The 16,163-nt window shown below is 62.9% G+C and carries 12 protein-coding genes and 2 pseudogenes; 11 read left to right on the forward strand and 3 right to left on the reverse strand.

Annotation, left to right across the window (positions count from 1 at the left end):
• Nucleotides 1–137 precede the first annotated feature (137 nt).
• Nucleotides 138–1,751, forward strand: a complete 1,614-nt coding sequence (locus E5S66_RS11795) for a sensor histidine kinase (RefSeq protein WP_138349501.1) — start codon at nucleotides 138–140, stop codon at nucleotides 1,749–1,751.
• 30 nt (nucleotides 1,752–1,781) lie between these two features.
• Here the strand turns inward: E5S66_RS11795 and E5S66_RS11800 are convergent, their stop codons facing one another.
• Nucleotides 1,782–3,227, reverse strand: coding sequence for a sigma-54-dependent transcriptional regulator (locus E5S66_RS11800; RefSeq protein WP_138349503.1), 1,446 nt, complete (start codon nucleotides 3,225–3,227; stop codon nucleotides 1,782–1,784).
• Nucleotides 3,228–3,663: 436 nt separating this feature from the next.
• On the opposite strand from E5S66_RS11800, the pseudogene E5S66_RS13590 reads away from it, so the two are divergent.
• From E5S66_RS13590 to E5S66_RS11840, 8 genes and pseudogenes are all read left to right on the forward strand, one after another.
• Nucleotides 3,664–3,762, forward strand: a pseudogene (locus E5S66_RS13590) (prepilin-type N-terminal cleavage/methylation domain-containing protein); the annotation flags it as partial.
• 418 nt (nucleotides 3,763–4,180) lie between these two features.
• A pseudogene (locus E5S66_RS13660) lies at nucleotides 4,181–4,283 on the forward strand (prepilin-type N-terminal cleavage/methylation domain-containing protein); the annotation flags it as partial.
• Between the two features lie 314 nt (nucleotides 4,284–4,597).
• Nucleotides 4,598–6,472 carry a hypothetical protein gene (locus E5S66_RS11815; RefSeq protein ID WP_138349509.1) on the forward strand — a complete coding sequence of 625 codons (1,875 nt, stop codon included), beginning with the start codon at nucleotides 4,598–4,600 and terminating at the stop codon, nucleotides 6,470–6,472.
• Between the two features lie 304 nt (nucleotides 6,473–6,776).
• Nucleotides 6,777–7,751, forward strand: coding sequence for a glycosyltransferase family 4 protein (locus E5S66_RS11820; protein ID WP_212745354.1), 975 nt, complete (start codon nucleotides 6,777–6,779; stop codon nucleotides 7,749–7,751).
• Nucleotides 7,748–8,665: an NAD-dependent epimerase/dehydratase family protein gene (locus E5S66_RS11825; RefSeq protein ID WP_138349513.1), complete on the forward strand. Its 918-nt coding sequence runs from the start codon at nucleotides 7,748–7,750 to the stop codon at nucleotides 8,663–8,665. The genes E5S66_RS11820 and E5S66_RS11825 overlap by 4 nt, the downstream gene beginning before the upstream one ends.
• Entirely contained in the window at nucleotides 8,662–9,684 is a 1,023-nt protein-coding gene (locus E5S66_RS11830; RefSeq protein WP_138349515.1) for a glycosyltransferase family 2 protein, read from the forward strand. Before E5S66_RS11825 ends, E5S66_RS11830 begins: the two co-directional genes overlap by 4 nt.
• A 51-nt stretch (nucleotides 9,685–9,735) precedes the next feature.
• Nucleotides 9,736–10,635: a hypothetical protein gene (locus tag E5S66_RS11835; RefSeq protein ID WP_138349517.1), complete on the forward strand. Its 900-nt coding sequence runs from the start codon at nucleotides 9,736–9,738 to the stop codon at nucleotides 10,633–10,635.
• Between the two features lie 37 nt (nucleotides 10,636–10,672).
• On the forward strand, nucleotides 10,673–11,395 hold the full coding sequence (locus E5S66_RS11840; protein WP_171033551.1) for a class I SAM-dependent methyltransferase: 723 nt from the start codon (nucleotides 10,673–10,675) through the stop codon (nucleotides 11,393–11,395).
• Nucleotides 11,396–11,425: 30 nt separating this feature from the next.
• Here the strand turns inward: E5S66_RS11840 and E5S66_RS11845 are convergent, their stop codons facing one another.
• Complete coding sequence (locus tag E5S66_RS11845) at nucleotides 11,426–12,082, reverse strand: class I SAM-dependent methyltransferase (RefSeq protein WP_138349520.1); 657 nt, start codon at nucleotides 12,080–12,082, stop codon at nucleotides 11,426–11,428.
• A 17-nt stretch (nucleotides 12,083–12,099) separates the two neighbouring features.
• Nucleotides 12,100–12,963: a glycosyltransferase family 2 protein gene (locus E5S66_RS11850; RefSeq protein ID WP_138349522.1), complete on the reverse strand. Its 864-nt coding sequence runs from the start codon at nucleotides 12,961–12,963 to the stop codon at nucleotides 12,100–12,102.
• Between the two features lie 177 nt (nucleotides 12,964–13,140).
• Here E5S66_RS11850 and pilB point away from each other — a divergent pair, with 177 nt between their 5' ends.
• Nucleotides 13,141–14,868 (forward strand): type IV-A pilus assembly ATPase PilB, encoded by a 1,728-nt coding sequence (gene pilB / locus E5S66_RS11855; RefSeq protein ID WP_138349524.1) that lies wholly within the window; start codon nucleotides 13,141–13,143, stop codon nucleotides 14,866–14,868.
• A gap of 32 nt (nucleotides 14,869–14,900) precedes the next feature.
• Nucleotides 14,901–16,148, forward strand: a complete 1,248-nt coding sequence (locus E5S66_RS11860) for a type II secretion system F family protein (RefSeq protein WP_425472230.1) — start codon at nucleotides 14,901–14,903, stop codon at nucleotides 16,146–16,148.
• The last annotated feature ends 15 nt before the right edge of the window (nucleotides 16,149–16,163 follow it).

Below are 16,163 nucleotides of genomic sequence, written 5' to 3' on the forward strand. Positions count from 1 at the left end.
CGGGGAGGAATTTGCCGATAACGGCTGGAACGCTCCGCGCGGCCGGTGGAACCGGTCCGGCGCGGGCGGCCGGGCATTTTAACGTGTTGCGCCGCCGCATGCTTCGATCCCCGTCGCATCCCGCATACTCGGCCCCCATGGCCCCGCCCGACGCCGCGACCGCCGACGCCCGTTCGGTCCACCACGCCGAGATCCGGCGGGAACTCTATTTCTTCACCCTGTACCGGGTGTTCGAGGCAGCGCTGCTGTGCCTGACCGTGTTCGGCCCGGTCGGCGAGCTGCTGGCCCAGCCGCGCCATCCGCAGTTGGCTGCCGCGGTGGCGCTGGCTTATCTGCTGGGCGCGGCGGTGCTGTTCGCCACCGGCCGGCGCGGGGCGGTGGAAACCCAGGTTGCGGCCGGGGTGGCCGGCGACGTCCTGGTCACCGCGCTGGCCATGCATGCGCTGCCGTCGCTGGCCTCCAGCATCGCCATGATGCTGCTTTTCAACGTCGGCGCCGCCGCCCTGCTGCTGCCGATGCGTCGCGGCCTGGCGGTGGCCGGCGCCGCCAGCCTGGCGCTGCTCTTGCAGTACGCCTGGAGCGTGGCCGTGGGCGAGGACGAAGGCCGGCCGGCGGTGGAGGTGGTGATGTACGCCACCAGCTACCTGGCCCTGGCCACCCTTACCAGCCTGCTCGGGCGCCAGCTGCGCGCCAGCCAGGCGCTGGCCGAACAGCGCGGCAGCCAGGTCGCCAACCTGGCCGAAGTCAACGAGCTGATCATCCGCCGCATGCGCACCGGCGTGCTGCTGGTGGACGGCGACGACGAGATCCGCCTCGCCAACGAGGCCGCCATGCTGCAGTTGGGCGACGCCGGCCAGGGCCGGCGCCTGCTGGCCACCGCCGCGCCGGCGCTGGAGGCGCGGCTGCGGCGTTGGGAGCGCGACGGCCACAACGACCCCACCCCGATGCAGCTGGCTTCGGATCTGCCCGAAGTGTTGCCGCGCTTCGCCCGCCTGCTGGCCGAGGGCGACCAGGTGCTGGTGTTCCTGGACGATGCCGAACTGGCATCGCGGCGCGCGGAAAGCCTGACCCTTGCCACCCTGGGCCGTTTTTCCGCCAGCCTGGCGCACGAGATCCGCAACCCGCTGGCGGCGATCAGCTACGCCACCCAGCTGCTGGAGGAATCCCGCGATATCCCGGAAGCCGACCGCCGCTTGCTGGAAATCATCTACCAGCAGACCCGGCGCATGAACGGCATCGTCGAGAACGTGCTGGGCCTGGCCCGGCGCGAACGCGCCCAGCCGGAACACGTGGACCTGGGCGAATTCGCGCGCCATTTCGTCGCCGACTACCGCAACAGCCACCCGCTCGACCGCGACACCCTGGACGCCCGCACCGACGGCCGCCCGCTACCTTGCCTGGTCGATCGCCGGCAGCTGCAGCAAATCGTCACCGTGCTGGTGCACAACGCCCTGGTCTACGGCCGCATGCCCGGCGAACCCGCGCGCGTGTCGCTGCACGTGCACCGCGACGCCAGGGGCGCGCCGCTGCTGGACGTGATTGACCGCGGCCCCGGCATTCCCGAAGCCGTCGCCGGCCAGCTGTTCCACCCGTTCTTCACCACCTCCAGCCTCGGCACCGGACTGGGCCTCTACATCGCCCGCGAAATGTGCCTGGCCAACCAGGCCGACCTCAGCCATGTCGCCCTCCCCGCCGGCGGCGCCTGCTTCCGCATCCGCCTGGCCGGCGAGCGCGCGATCGATACCGCCTGAGCCCGGCATGCGCGACGCCGCACCGCTGGGTCAGTCGATGCCCAGCTTCTTCAGCTTGTAGCGCAGGGCGCGGAAAGTGATGCCCAGCTGGGCGGCGGCCTTGGTCTTGTTGTAGCGGTTGTCGACCAACGCCTGCTCGATCGCCTTGCGCTCGATTTCCTCGATGAAGCCCGGCAGCGCGCTGCTGGCGGATTCGCGCGGATCGATCAGGCTGGGGTCGAGGGTGGCGGCCGCTGCACTGGCCTGCGCGGCCAGCGACGGCGGCGCCGGACGGGCTTCGGGCAGGCGCAGGTCGGCGGCGCGGATGCCGTCGTCGTCGGCCAGGGCGAAGGCGCGTTCGAGGATGTTCTCCAGCTCGCGCACGTTGCCGGGGAAGGTGTAGTGCGCCAGCGCCTCCATTGCGTCGGAGTGCAGCTCCGGCCGCAGCCGGCCCTGCGCTGTGGCCAGGCGGGTGAGGATGGCGTCCACCAGCACGGGCAGGTCCTCGCGACGCTCGCGCAGTGGCGGCACCCGCAGCTCGATGACGTTGATGCGGTAGTACAGGTCGTGGCGGAACCTGCCCTCCTCCACCAGCGCGGCCAGGTCCTTGTGGGTGGCGGACAGGATCCGCACGTCCACCGGCACCTCGGTATTGGCGCCCACCGGCCGCACCGACTTCTCCTGGATCGCGCGCAGCAGCTTCACCTGCATCGACATCGGCAGCTCGGCGATCTCGTCCAGGAACAGGGTGCCGCCCTCGGCCGCCTGGAACAGGCCGGTCTTGTCGGCGTGGGCGCCGGTGAAGGCGCCCTTGCGATGGCCGAAGAACTCGCTTTCCATCAGTTCGGTCGGGATCGCGCCGCAGTTGACCGGCACGAACGGTGCGGCCGCACGCATGCCCTGGTCATGGATGGTGCGGGCCACCAGCTCCTTGCCGACACCGGATTCGCCGGCGATATAGACCGGCGCCTGGCTGCGGGCCACCTTGGTCAGCGTGGCGCGCAGCTCGGCCATCGCCGCGGACTGCCCCAGCAGCCGCGAGGCCACCGCACCGGCCACCGGCGCCCGCTTGGGCGCGTCCTCGCCGGCTGGCGCCGCCGGCCCCAGCTTCAGCGCGTGCTGCACCAACCCGCGCAGCACCGCCAGGTCGACCGGCTTGCTGACGAAATCGAACGCGCCCGCCTTCAGCGCGCCCACCGCCGCCTCCTGGTTGCCGAACGCGGTGATCATCGCCACCGGCGTCTGCGCGTACAGCTGGGAAATCTCCTGCACCAGCTCGATGCCGGAACCGTCGCTCAGGCGCATGTCGGTCAGGCACAGCGCGTACTGGTTGCGCTTGAGCAGCGCGCGCGCGTCGTGGAGGGACGAGGCCGTGTCGCACTTCAGCCCCATCCGCCCCAGGGTCAGCACCAGCAGCTCACGGATGTCGCGCTCGTCATCGACCACCAGGGCGCAGATCGGGGCGTTGGCTTGGGGGCTGCGGGCGGGAATACTCATATTGCTGGAACCATAACCGGTTGCCACGTCGCGTCCAAGTGCGACAAGGCAGTGCAGCGGAGCGGCAGTTCCGGATTGCAAAGCCTGTCGGGAAACGGCGTTTCTGGCAAAGGCGGAACCCCCCAGTGCCCGCTCGTCCACACAGCCCGATGACGGCGACCTGAAGCCGGGCAGCCCAGCCCGTCACGCAGGCCCCACCCGGCAGCGCAAAGCGACCTTATGCGTCACTTTGCGACGTCAAATGCCATACACTCCCCTTGGCACTTGTGCCGCCTTCCGTGATGGCGACCACAAAACCGCCACCCATGCCGGCATGACCGCAATTGGCATGAATCCTGCGTTATAACTTCCGCACGTGTCACCGCCCGTAGTCGGGACCGGTAACCGGCGGGCAACACGGCACGTGAACCACCCAACCAACCCTAGGGGATACACCATGAACAAGCAGCAAGGCTTCACCCTGATCGAACTGATGATCGTGGTCGCGATCATCGCCATCCTGGCCGCCATCGCGCTGCCGGCGTACAACAACTACCGCATCAGCTCGGCCGAAGGCGCCTGCCAGGCCGAAGCCAAGGCCTACATGAACTCCGCCGTGGCCGCGCTGATGTCGAGCATGACGGTTGACCCGCCGAAGGCCAAGGCCTGCACCGCTCCGACCGCCGCCCTGGCTGTCATCACCGGCACCACCGTCTTCACCCCTAAGGGTCCCGGCGTCAAGACCACCACTTGCAACAATGATTCGGCCACCTGCGGCAAGCCGGGCGTTGCCCCGTAAGTTTCGCTATCAGGCCTACACCCGCAAGACCAAAGCCCCTCGCGAGAGGGGCTTTTTTTGGGCTCTATTTCCCGACTGAGGCAGCCTCGCTCGGCGGGGCCGGAAGTAGCGGGCCGGAGTGGCACAACCCTTGCTTAAAGTGGGAGTGCGCGCCGCACATTTGGGATGCATCGCCATGAACCGCAGCAACTACGGCTTTACACTCATCGAGTTGATGATCGTCGTGGCCATCATCGCCATCCTCGCCGCGATCGCGCTGCCGGCTTACAACAAATACCGGATCAAGGCAGCTGAGGGTGCCTGCCAGGCGGAAATGAAAAATTACGCGAACTTCGCCCTTACAGCGATCTACACCAGTGTCGCGATCCCACCGCCCCCCAAGAACGCCTGCCCCAGCGCCGACACGGCCACAGATCTCGATACACCCATCACGGGCACGCCGCGGGCGCCAGGCGTTGCCGTAACCACCTGCGACATGCATACCGCCAACTGCACACTTTGATTCGGAATCGCCGGCGACGACGGCCTCAGTCCTACAGGGGATAGTTCGATAGGCGATACTTCAGGCATTCGCCCTCATGCCAGATCCCCCATGACGCAACTGTCGCGTGGATTCCTTTTCTTGAGCGCCATCGCGGCCACGGTTGCCGGCCTGTTGTTCCTGGCCGGCCTCCCCGGCGGATTCGTCTTCGACGACGCGTACAACATCGCGCAAAATCCTGGGATCCAACTCTCCTCACTTCAGCCCGGCGCACTGATGGATGCCGCCTTCAGTGCCCAGCCCGGCAGCGCGACCAGAGTCCTCCCGATGTTGACCTTCGCGCTAGACTTCTACCGCGGGGACGGAATGGACCCGGCAACGTTCAAAATCACCAACATCGCAATCCACGCGCTGACTACGGTGGTGCTGGCTTGGTTCCTGCGCGCACTGTTTCAAGCTGCGGGGCTCTCCGAAAGGCGAGCGGCCTGGACTGCACTTGCGCTTGCTTTTGCCTGGGCTGCGCACCCGTTGCAAGTTTCCTCTGTCCTGTACGTTGTACAGCGGATGCAAACGCTCTCCACGCTGTTCCTGTTGCTCGCGCTCTGGAGCTACCTGCAAGCTCGCATAGCGCAGATACAGGGGCGACCTGGCCGCGCAGGCTGGCTGCTGGGGGGGCTGTTCTGGGCTGTCGCCTTCAGTTGCAAGGAAGATGCGATCGCCTTGCCCGCTTACGCGCTAGCGATGGAGCTCACTGTCCTCCGCTTCAACGCCAAGGATGCATCTTTGGCACGGAATCTCCGGCGCGGCTATCTGTCCATTGCGCTCCTCGGCGGGCTCTTGTACCTGCTTGTGGTCGCCCCCTACTTCTGGTCGTGGGGTAACTACCCCACACGGGATTTTTCGAGCGTCGAGAGACTGCTGTCGCAAGGTCGCGTGCTTTGCCTCTATTTGTGGGAGATTCTCCTCCCCCTGCCATCGCACATGCCGTTCTACTACGACTGGCTGCCACCATCCCGGGGCCTCCTGTCTCCCTGGACAACACTGCCCTCACTGCTGGGCTTGGCGGCGCTGATGGGAGTGGCGTGGCACCTGCGTCGCCAACGCCCGCTGTTCGCGCTTGGCATTTTCCTGTTTTTCGGCGGGCATTTCGTCACCAGCAACGTAATCGGCTTGGAGTTGGCGTTCGAACACCGCAACCATTTCCCGATGATTGGCATTCTCATTGCCGCGGGTGACCTGATTGCCTTGGCCACCAGGCACCTCAGGTCTCGCCAGATTGCGACCTCGGTGACCTGCGCTGCGGCGTTGGTGGTGCTTGCCGGCACCACCGTCGCGCGGGCACGCACGTGGAACAGCGAGCTTTCACTCGCGAACACGAGCACGATCCTGGCTCCGCAATCGGCCAGGGCGTGGAACTCGCTCTGTGTGGCCTACTTCGAACTGGGCGGCGGGGCCAAGCGGGACAACCCCAATCTGGACAAGGCCATCGCCGCCTGCGGCAAGGCCGCGGACGTAGGACAGGATTCGATCAAGAGCCTTACCAATATCATCGCCTTCAAGGCGCTGCGCGGACCGGTACCCGATGCTGACTGGAATCGCTACCTGAACCGGCTTCGACACGTCACCATGACACCAGACAACTCGTCGTCGATCTGGGTGATCCTGAACCGGGCTCGTGACGGCATGCCCGTAGATGGAGAGAAGATGCTCGAAGCGATCGATATCATCAACGAGCGCGCCCGATTCAAGCCCATTGAGTCCGCGGCCATGGGCTATTTCATTCTCGGCCATACCGGGACGCCCGAACGCGCGTACCCATACTTCGCCCAAGCCGTGCTGGAAACCAGGGACCCTGCATTTGCAGCGAGCTTGACCGAGGACCTGCGCCAAGAGGGATATCCAGCATGGGCGGAAAGGCTGGAGCTTGCTGTGGAAGCTTCGCGTAGTGGCGGTGCTTCGCATCGAGCACCAGGAGTGCGCCAATGAACCACCCTCTCACCGGCAAGCTTGGGGTCAAAATCGGCGAAGAAACTCAGATGCGACCCAAGTCAGAGCGGAACCTGACGACACCCCCGATCCGCGCACCCTCATGGATATTCAAACACGAATCCAACTGCCTTATTGAATTCTTAATGTGATTGAAGTGATACAGCGATCCAAAGTACTGATGGTCAGCACGTCGTACCCGGCCTCGGGGGATGACTGGAGAGGCGTATTTATACGGCATTTGACGGATGCCTTGGCACGTCGCAGCGACATTGCGCTGCAGGTCTGGTGCCCACCCGGGGAGATGTCGACCAAAGTTGAACAGACCATGTCTAGTGGCGATGTCGCTTGGCTCTCCTCCTTGATGCGCGATGGCGGCATCGCACACCAAATGCGCAACGGAGGCGTTCAAGGCAAACTGCGTTCCATTGGCCTGCTGTTTCGCTTGCGTCAGCTATACCAACGAGTACCCGCTCTGGACGTAAGGCATGTCAACTGGCTACAAAACGCGCTGGTAATTCCGTCTGACAATGTTCCTTTGCTGGCGACCGTTCTGGGGTCGGATATGAAGTTGCTGCAGCTTCCGGGGATGGGTTGGGCGATGCGAAGAATATTTCGGCGTCACAGAACTGTGATAGCACCCAACGCCCAATGGATGGTCCCGGAACTTGTTGCGCGTTTTGGCGGGGATGCTGAGGTTCAGTATGTTCCGTTCGGAATCGACCCGAGCTGGTTCGAGGTGCGCAGAGATTCTGTCGAACCCATGGATTGGGTGTGCGTGAGCCGCGTCACCGAAGCAAAGGTCGGAAAATTACTCACTTGGTTCCAGGCGCTTGCCCTGCGGGGCGAGCGCCTGCACCTGTTCGGCCCAATGCAGGAAGCCGTGTCGCTCCCTGATTGGGTGACTTTTCACGGGCCGGTGACCGCGGCAGAGTTGAGAGAACGGTGGTTCGGGCTTGCATGTGGACTGATCACGTTAAGCCAGCATGCCGAGGGCCGGCCCCAGGTCATGCTCGAGGCCATGGCCGCCGGACTCCCGATCATTGCATCAGCCATCCCCGCACACATCGACCTTCTGCAGCATGGGATCACCGGCTGGCTTTGCCACGAAGCAGCCGATGTGGAGCAAGGCGTTGCTGAACTCTCTGACCCGGAGGTCAACCGGCGGATTGGGAAAGCCGCCCGTCAGTGGTGCCGAACGCACGTCGGCACATGGGATGACTGCGCTGGCCGCTATGTGGATCTTTACCGCTACCTCGCGCCAACGACATCCTCGTGAACAGGTCAGCACTTGTCTTGGGGGCAGGCGGCTTTCTTGGCCGGCATCTTTGCCGCAGTCTGACCGCGCACGGCTGGCATGTCGTCGCTGCCACACGAAATCCGACTACATTTGATGACTCGTCAATCGAAAATGCAGTTTCTCCATTCGATGATGCAAGCCATTTCGATGACCTTGTGAGCCGCTGCAGCGCCGTCATCCACGCCGCGGCGTCCACCACACCCGGGAGTACAGCGGCACAGCCGCAGATTGAAGGAAACCTACGGACAACGCTTGCACTTGTGGAGGCGCTGCAGGAGCACCCCGATGTGCGCCTGCTTTATCTATCCTCCGGCGGAACCTTGTATGGCGATAGAGCCAGTGCGCTGGCTAGGGAAGCGGACCCGTTATTGCCGCGGTCTTATCACGGAGCCGGCAAGGTCGCCGCAGAGGTGTTCGTACAGACTTGGGCAAGACAGTTCTCCGGCTGCGCCATCGTGCTCCGGCCCTCCAACATCTATGGACCCGGGCAATTATCACGTCGCGGGTTTGGCATCGTTCCAACCGCATTCGAGAGGGCCCGTGACGGCGCCCCGTTCATCGTCTGGGGAGGAGGTGGGGCGACTCGAGACTATCTATTCGTGAAAGACTTGATAGACCTCTGCATGCGCGCAATTGAGGCGCCATTCTCTCCCGGAGGGCATGTTTTCAATGCTGCCTCTGGAGAAGCATTGAACGTAAACCAGCTTCTTGACCGAATTGATGCCGTCACCGGCAGGCCCCTCGAGCGCTCCTTCGCACCGACACGCCCGGTCGATATCACTCACATCGTCCTGGACAACTCCGCCGCGCGAAACATTCTTGGCTGGCATCCCAGATACTCGATCGAACAAGGGCTAGAACGCACTTGGCAGTGGTTCTTGGGGCACGAATGAGCACCATCAACCGCCCGGAAATCTCGGTATGTATTGCCAACTACAACGGCAGGGATGTCCTTCTTCGCTGCGTCGATTCAGTCATCAATCAAGCGTGCTCGACAAGCGTGGAGATTCTCATCCACGATGACGCGTCGACCGACGACTCGTTGTCCATTGTCGAACAACACTATCCTGATATCCGAATTATTCGCAGCGAAGTCAACGTTGGCTTCTGCGTCAGCAACAATCGTCTTGCCCAAGAGGCGGCGGGCCAGTACATCCTTCTCTTGAACAACGATGCCTATCTCCGTGCAGGCGCCCTTCAGAGCATGCTGAATGAGGCATCGCGAGGATTTCGGGGGATACTGAGTGTGCCCCAGTACGATGCGGGATCGCGGCAGCTGCTGGATCGGGGCTGTGGCATGGACTGCTCTCTCATGCCGATTCCAGTACTTGCAAAGGATTCGCGGCGGGTCGTAACGGTAATGGGGGCGTGCCTGTGGATACCGAAACCACTCTGGGTGAGGATTGGCGGATTTCCGGAATGGTTCGGCTCGATCGCCGAGGACGTGTTCCTTTGCCTAGCCACCTGGAACAGTGGAGCTCGGGTCCAAGTCCTCGACAAGAGCGGTTACGACCACGTCGTTGGCTACAGCTTCGGTGGCGGCAAGGCCGTCCAAGGAAAGCTGCGAACGACTGTCCGCCGAAGGTTTCTGAGCGAACGAAACAGGCTGTGCGTGCTCCTTGTGTTTTGCCCGGCGCTGATTCTGCCCCCTGCTGTGGGGGCTCAAGTCCTCTGGATGCTTGTAGAGGCCATAGGGTTGTCACTGATTAGACGGGACATGCTCATACTGCGGGACGTCCACATCGCCGCGCTTCGGTCGGCATGGCGCTTGCGTGAAACGACCATCGCGGAGCGCCGAAGGATTCAACGGGAATTCGGGCGATTTCCGCTCGGGCGCTGGATCTCACTAGTGTCGCTTGTTCCGCAGAAGCTGCGGGCGATATGGCACTACGGGATCCCTGATGTCCGCTGATGGGGCAACCGGCAATGGCAGGTGGATCACGAATGCCGGAGGAAGCGCGGAATGAACACGGGCGAAAGAAAGACGTGGAGATCCGTGTTGCCCGTGATCCAGGTGGCGCTGGAAGTCGCCCTGATCGTCTTCTTCATCTGTTATGCGGCGCTGAACTGGGCCGAGATCCTTTCCGTCGTCGCCAGGCTTTCCCTCGTTGGCTTGATGTTCTGCATGGCTGCCTACTCCGCTGCACATTTCCTAGCGGTCGCGGCCGCCACCAGTCTGCTCGAGTCACTGGGGCAGGCACGTCCCTACAAGATGCTTCTGGGGATCCATTGGCGACGTCTGCCGGCGAAATACCTTCCCGGGGGGATCTGGCATACGGTGGGTCGCGGATCGGATCTCGTGGGCAACGGCGTACCAATGCGTCAGGTGGCGGAACTACTGACGGTGGAGCAGCTACTCTCTATCTGGTGGTCTGGGTTCTTGGGACTCGCTCTTGCTGGCATCGCATTCGACGGCGAGGTCCGCATGGTCGCGTTGACACTGTCCGCGGTCTGGATTGCGGCAACAACGCTAGTCCTGGGCTGGCTTTGGCGGTCCCCTGCGTATGCCCGGCTTGCTTCGGCAGTGCTTCGCCCCCGGGTATGGCTTTCGTACGTAGGAGGATGGGCTCTACTGGCATCGGCATTCACCGCCTATCTCAAGGTCGGCGCAGTCACGATCGATAATCCGTTGCAGGTTGCAGCGAGCTATCTAGTGTCATGGATGCTCGGCGCACTTGCGTTCTTCGCACCACAAGGCATGGGCGTGTTCGAGTTTGCGATGAGCAAGGCCGTAAGCGGCCCAGGAGGCATTGAGAGCGGCCTGCTCTGGTTCATTGGCGCGTATCGTATTGTCGTTCTGTTTGCCGATTTTTCGGCATGGTGCATGTGGCTTGCATGGCGGCAAGCGACACGTTTTTTCTGAGTCCGGCCCAGAGGCAGGCATGAGCTTTCGGCGACGAGTGATTGATGTCCTTTACTCAAGCAAGCTGTTGAAGAGCGTTCTTTTCAATCCGCTTGCCGAGTTCCACCAATGGCGCCTGCTCCGCTTTGTGCGCGGTGCCGCCAGCTCAACCGCAGCGGGCCAGCGCGTGATCGACGTGGGCGCCGGAGAGCTCAAGTACAAGCCACACTTCGCGCACTGCCAATATGTCAGCAGCGACCTGTGCATCGGGGATGGCGACTGGAGCTATGCAGGCATCGACATCGTGTCATCTGCGTACGATATCCCCGTCGAAAGCGGCAGCTTCGATGCGGTCCTCTGTATCCAAGTCCTCGAACACCTGGATGCTCCTGATCGGGCTTTCGAGGAGTTTCACCGGGTATTGAAACCGGGCGGCTACGCCTACTTATCCGCACCCTTGCTTTTCGGAGAGCATCAGCAACCGCATGATTTTTTCCGTTTTACTCGCTATGGACTTGTGTCGCTCGGCAAGCGACACGGGCTGAAGGTTCTTTCGATTGAACCCCATGGCGGGTGCTTCATCGCAATCGAGACAACATTCTGGGCGGCATTCTGGGAAATTATGCCATTCCGCAGGCAAACGCTCGGCCGCTACCTCATCTATGCGCTGCTATATCCGATAAAGATCACGACCGGACTGATGGCGTTGACGCTAGATATGCTTGACCGCAAAAAATCGATGACCATCAATTACGACGTCATCTACCAGAAGGCCGCCTGACAATGCCCTCGGCGAATTTCCACCAAATCATCATGCAGACATAAGCTCAGCTTCCAGTACGATCTGGATCGCAAAAAGGCTGGGCCAAGTGCGTCCGAGCATCCTCAAGGGCTCCCGTATGAACCATGGGTAGCGATGCAGACCAACATAGCCATCGACGCGAACCACGCGGAGACCAGCACCCTCAAGCAGCGCCACCATCGTACGCTTGGTAAAAAAGCGAAGGTGCGTTCGATCTAGGATCCCGTAATCCTTGTAGTCCCAGTTCCCCAGCAGATGGCTCAACCTGTTGGCGATAAACGCAATGTTGGGTAGAGAAACAAGGATCCGCGCTTCGGGCTTACCTCGCCGAGAAATCGCGGCAAGAACGTCCTTGGGCTGCAGCAGGTGCTCAAGGATGTCGCCGAACAGAATGAAGTCGTATTCCTGACAAGCTGAATCATCGAGCGGCTCGTTCAGATCAACGATCTCGACACGTCGGTAGCCTGTACCCAGGGCTTGTTCGGCCTGCATGGCGTCCCGCTCGATGCCGTCGACAACTGCCCCGCACGACCGAATCAGCTCCCGACCCAGAGTTCCGTTCCAGCAACCCACGTCGAGGATGACTGGCACCTTGCTGTGCCGCGAAACTGCTCGAACGAAGAGTGGATTAGCGTGCTCGTAGACATGTGGCTTGGACACGATCATTCGCCGCTCCCGCTCCCTCAAGCATCTCGCCGATAAGTCAGGTTAGTGATCTGCTCCGACACCAGCCCGATCAGGAACACGATCACCGCCGCGCTGAGTAGCAGCATGCTCATGTTGGTGAATCGGCCGGATTCTTGGAACGTCCATGCATACCAGCCAGCGCCGGCGAGAAAGAACGCCGCCGCCGTGGGCGCAAACAGTTTCAGCGGTGAATACAGGCTGGCGATCTTGAAGATGATCAGCAGGAAGCGCACGCCGTCCTTGATCGGACGGATGTGGCTGCCGTTGCCCACCCGCTTGGCCACCGGGATCGGCACATAGGCCACCGGGTAGGCGCTGCGGAAGAATGCCATGGTGCTGGTGGTGGGGTAGCTGAAGCCGTTGGGCAGCAAGTGCAGAAACTCGCGAAACTTTTCAGCGCGCACGGCGCGGAACCCGGAGGTAAGGTCGGCGATGCGGTGGCCGGTCATCCAGCTGGCCAGCCGGTTGTAGAAGCCATTGGCCAAGCCGCGATGCAGGTTGGCCTGGCCGCTACGGTCGCGGGCACCAACCACCATGTCGTAGCCTTCGCCAAGCTTGTCCAGAAGCGCGCGCACCTGGCCGGCGCAGTGCTGGCCGTCGGCATCCATGAACACCAGGATCTCGCCGCTTGCCGCCCGCGCACCGCGCTTGATGGCGGCGCCGTTGCCCATGGAGTATGGAGAGGACAGGACGCTGGCGCCGGCCTCGCGGGCGACCATCGCGGTGTCATCACTGGAGCCATCGTCGACGACGATGATTTCCGCGTCCGGATAGGCCACCCGCAGCGCCGGCAAGGTGCCACGCAGGCCTTCGGCCTCGTTCTTGGCGGGCAGGATGATGCTCAGTGTTGGGTTCCCCATGGAGTTAGGTTAGCGCGAACGGCAGCCGGCAGGGCCGAGCGTAGCTGGCTCATCGCCCGGGCCATCCGTGCCCTACCCGGACGACCGAACCGCACTCGCCCCAAGCCACGGGCCGCGTTGGGCCTTGTTATGCGTTTACGCTAAAGTCGCACCGTCCCCGTGGAGATACCCCGACCGATGAGCACCGCCCCCACTGCCAATCTGATGGGCATTACCGGGATCGCCCGGCGCCTGGTGCTGGACGGCGCCCTGGACGAGGCCATCGCACGCAAGGCGATGGACGGCGCCACCGCCGAGAAGATGCCGATGGCATCCTATCTGGCGGACCGCCGCCTGGTAACACCGGGGGCGCTGGCTGCCGCCAACTCCATCGAGTTCGGCATGCCGCTGGTGGACTCGCTGGCCATCGACCCGACGCAGTCGGCGATGGCGCTGGTCAAGGAAGAGCTGCTGCGCAAGCACCAGGTGCTGCCGCTGTTCAAGCGCGGCAACCGGCTGTTTGTCGGCACTTCCGATCCCACCAACAATCGGGCGCTGGAGGAGATCAAGTTCCACACCAACCTGGCGGTGGAACCGATCCTGGTGGACGCCGAGCGGATCAAGCGCAGCCTGGACCAGTGGCTCGAGGCCGCCGACGCGATGGCAGAAGATCTGGCCGACGGTGACGGCCTGGACGGCCTGGAAGTCAGCGGGGGCGACGACGACCTGAGCAACGATACCGGCGTGGACGCCAAGGGCGAGGACACCCCCGTCGTCAAGTTCGTCAACAAGGCGCTGGTGGACGCGATTCGCCGCGGCGCATCGGACATCCATTTCGAACCCTACGAAACCGACTACCGGGTGCGCTTCCGCATCGACGGCATCCTGAAGACATTCAAGAAGGTGCCGGTGAAGCTGCACGCGCGCATCGCCGCACGCCTGAAGGTGATGGCACAGCTCGACATCGCCGAAAAGCGCATTCCGCAGGACGGCCGCATCAAGCTCAACATCAGCAAGACCAAGCAGATCGACTTCCGCGTCAGCACCCTGCCCACCCTGTTCGGCGAGAAGATCGTGCTGCGCATCCTGGACGGCAGCGCCGCCAAGATGGGCATCGAGAAGCTTGGCTACGAGCCGGATCAGCAGAAGCTGTTCCTGGACAATATCCACAAGCCTTACGGCATGGTGCTGGTGACCGGCCCCACCGGTTCAGGCAAGACCGTGAGCCTGTACACCGGGCTGGGGATTCTCAACGACGAGACCCGCAACATCAGCACGGTGGAAGACCCGGTGGAAATCCGCCTGCCGGGCGTCAACCAGGTGCAGCAGAACGCCAAGCGCGGTATGACCTTCGCCGCTGCCCTGCGCAGCTTCCTGCGCCAGGATCCGGACGTGATCATGGTCGGCGAAATCCGCGACCTGGAAACCGCGGAGATCGCGATCAAGGCCGCGCAGACCGGCCACATGGTGCTGTCCACCCTGCATACCAACGACGCGCCCCAAACCATCGCCCGCCTGATGAACATGGGCATCGCGCCCTACAACATCACCAGCTCGGTGAACCTGGTCATCGCCCAGCGGCTGGTGCGCCGCCTGCACAACGACTGCAAGCGCGCGGTGCATCTGCCCGAGCACGCGCTGCTGGCCGAGGGCTTCACCGCCGACGAGATCCACGCCGGCATCACCGTCTACGAGGCGGTGGGCTGCGATGAGTGCACCGGCGGCTACAAGGGCCGCGCCGGCATCTACCAGGTAATGCCGATGACCGACGAAATCCAGCAGATCGTGCTGGCTGGTGGTAATGTCCAGCAGCTGACCGAGGCTTCCCTGCGCAGCGGCGTCCGCGATCTGCGGCGCTCCGCGCTGGACAAGGTGAAACAGGGGATCACCAGCCTCATCGAGATCAACCGCGTCACCAAGGATTGAAGGGGAGCGCCATGTCCGCACGCAAGGCCGCCATCGGCAAGGTTCGCGAGAAAGCCGAGGCCCACCGCTTGAATGCGCTGGAGGAGTTCGTCTGGCAGGGCCGCGACAAGCGCGGCAAGGTGATGAAGGGCGAGCAGATGGCGCGCAATGCCAACCTGCTGCGCGCGGACCTGCGCCGGCAGGGCATCACCCCGACCGTGGTCAAGGCGAAGCCGAAGCCGCTGTTCGGAGGCGGCGGGAAGAAGATCTCGGCACGCGACATCGCCGTGTTCAGCCGCCAGATCGCCACCATGATGAAGTCCGGCGTGCCGATCGTGCAGGCGCTGGAGATCATCGGCGGCGGCAACAAGAATCCGAACATGAAGAAGATGGTCAACAGCCTGCGCAGTGATATCGAGGGCGGCGCTTCCATCTACGAGGCGATGAACCAGTTCCCGGTCCAGTTCGACGAGCTGTACCGCAACCTGGTGCGCGCCGGCGAATCCTCCGGCGTGCTCGAAACCGTGCTGGAGACCATCGCTACCTACAAGGAAAACATCGAGACCATCAAGGGCAAGATCAAGAAGGCGCTGTTCTACCCGGCCGCGGTGATCGCGGTGGCGATCCTGATCAGCGCCGTGCTGATGATCTTCGTGGTGCCGATTTTCCGGGAAACCTTCGCTGGCTTCGGCGCTGACCTGCCGGCATTCACCAATCTGGTGTTCGGGATCTCGGACATCGTGGTGAAGTGGTTCTGGCTGATCGGCCTCATCATTGCCGCCGCCGTGGGCTTCTTTATCTTTTCCTACAAGCGCTCCGCCAAACTGCAGCACACCGTCGATCGGCTGCTGCTGAAGATCCCTGTGATCGGCAAGGTGCTGCACGAATCCGCCATCGCCCGCTTCGCCCGCACCCTGGCGCTCACCTTCCGCGCCGGCGTGCCGCTGGTGGAGGCGCTGGACAATGTGGCTGGCGCCACCGGCAGCATGGTCTACCACGATGCCGTGATGAAGATCAAAGAAGACGTTGCGGTGGGCTACCCGGTCAACGTGGCGATGAAGCAGGTCAACCTGTTCCCGCACATGGTGGTGCAGATGACCGCGATCGGCGAGGAGGCCGGCGCGCTCGATACCATGCTGATGAAGGTGGCCGAGTTCTACGAGGAAGAAGTCAGCAACACCGTCGACGCGATCAGCAGCCTGATCGAACCGATGGTGATGGTGATCATCGGCGGTCTGGTCGGCTCGATCGTGGTGGCCATGTACCTGCCGATCTTCAAGATCGCCATGACGGTGATGTAAGCAGGGCGCTCATAC

It is taken from the genome of Thermomonas fusca (assembly GCF_005862345.1).
In the GTDB taxonomy this organism is placed as follows: Bacteria; Pseudomonadota; Gammaproteobacteria; order Xanthomonadales; family Xanthomonadaceae; genus Thermomonas; species Thermomonas fusca.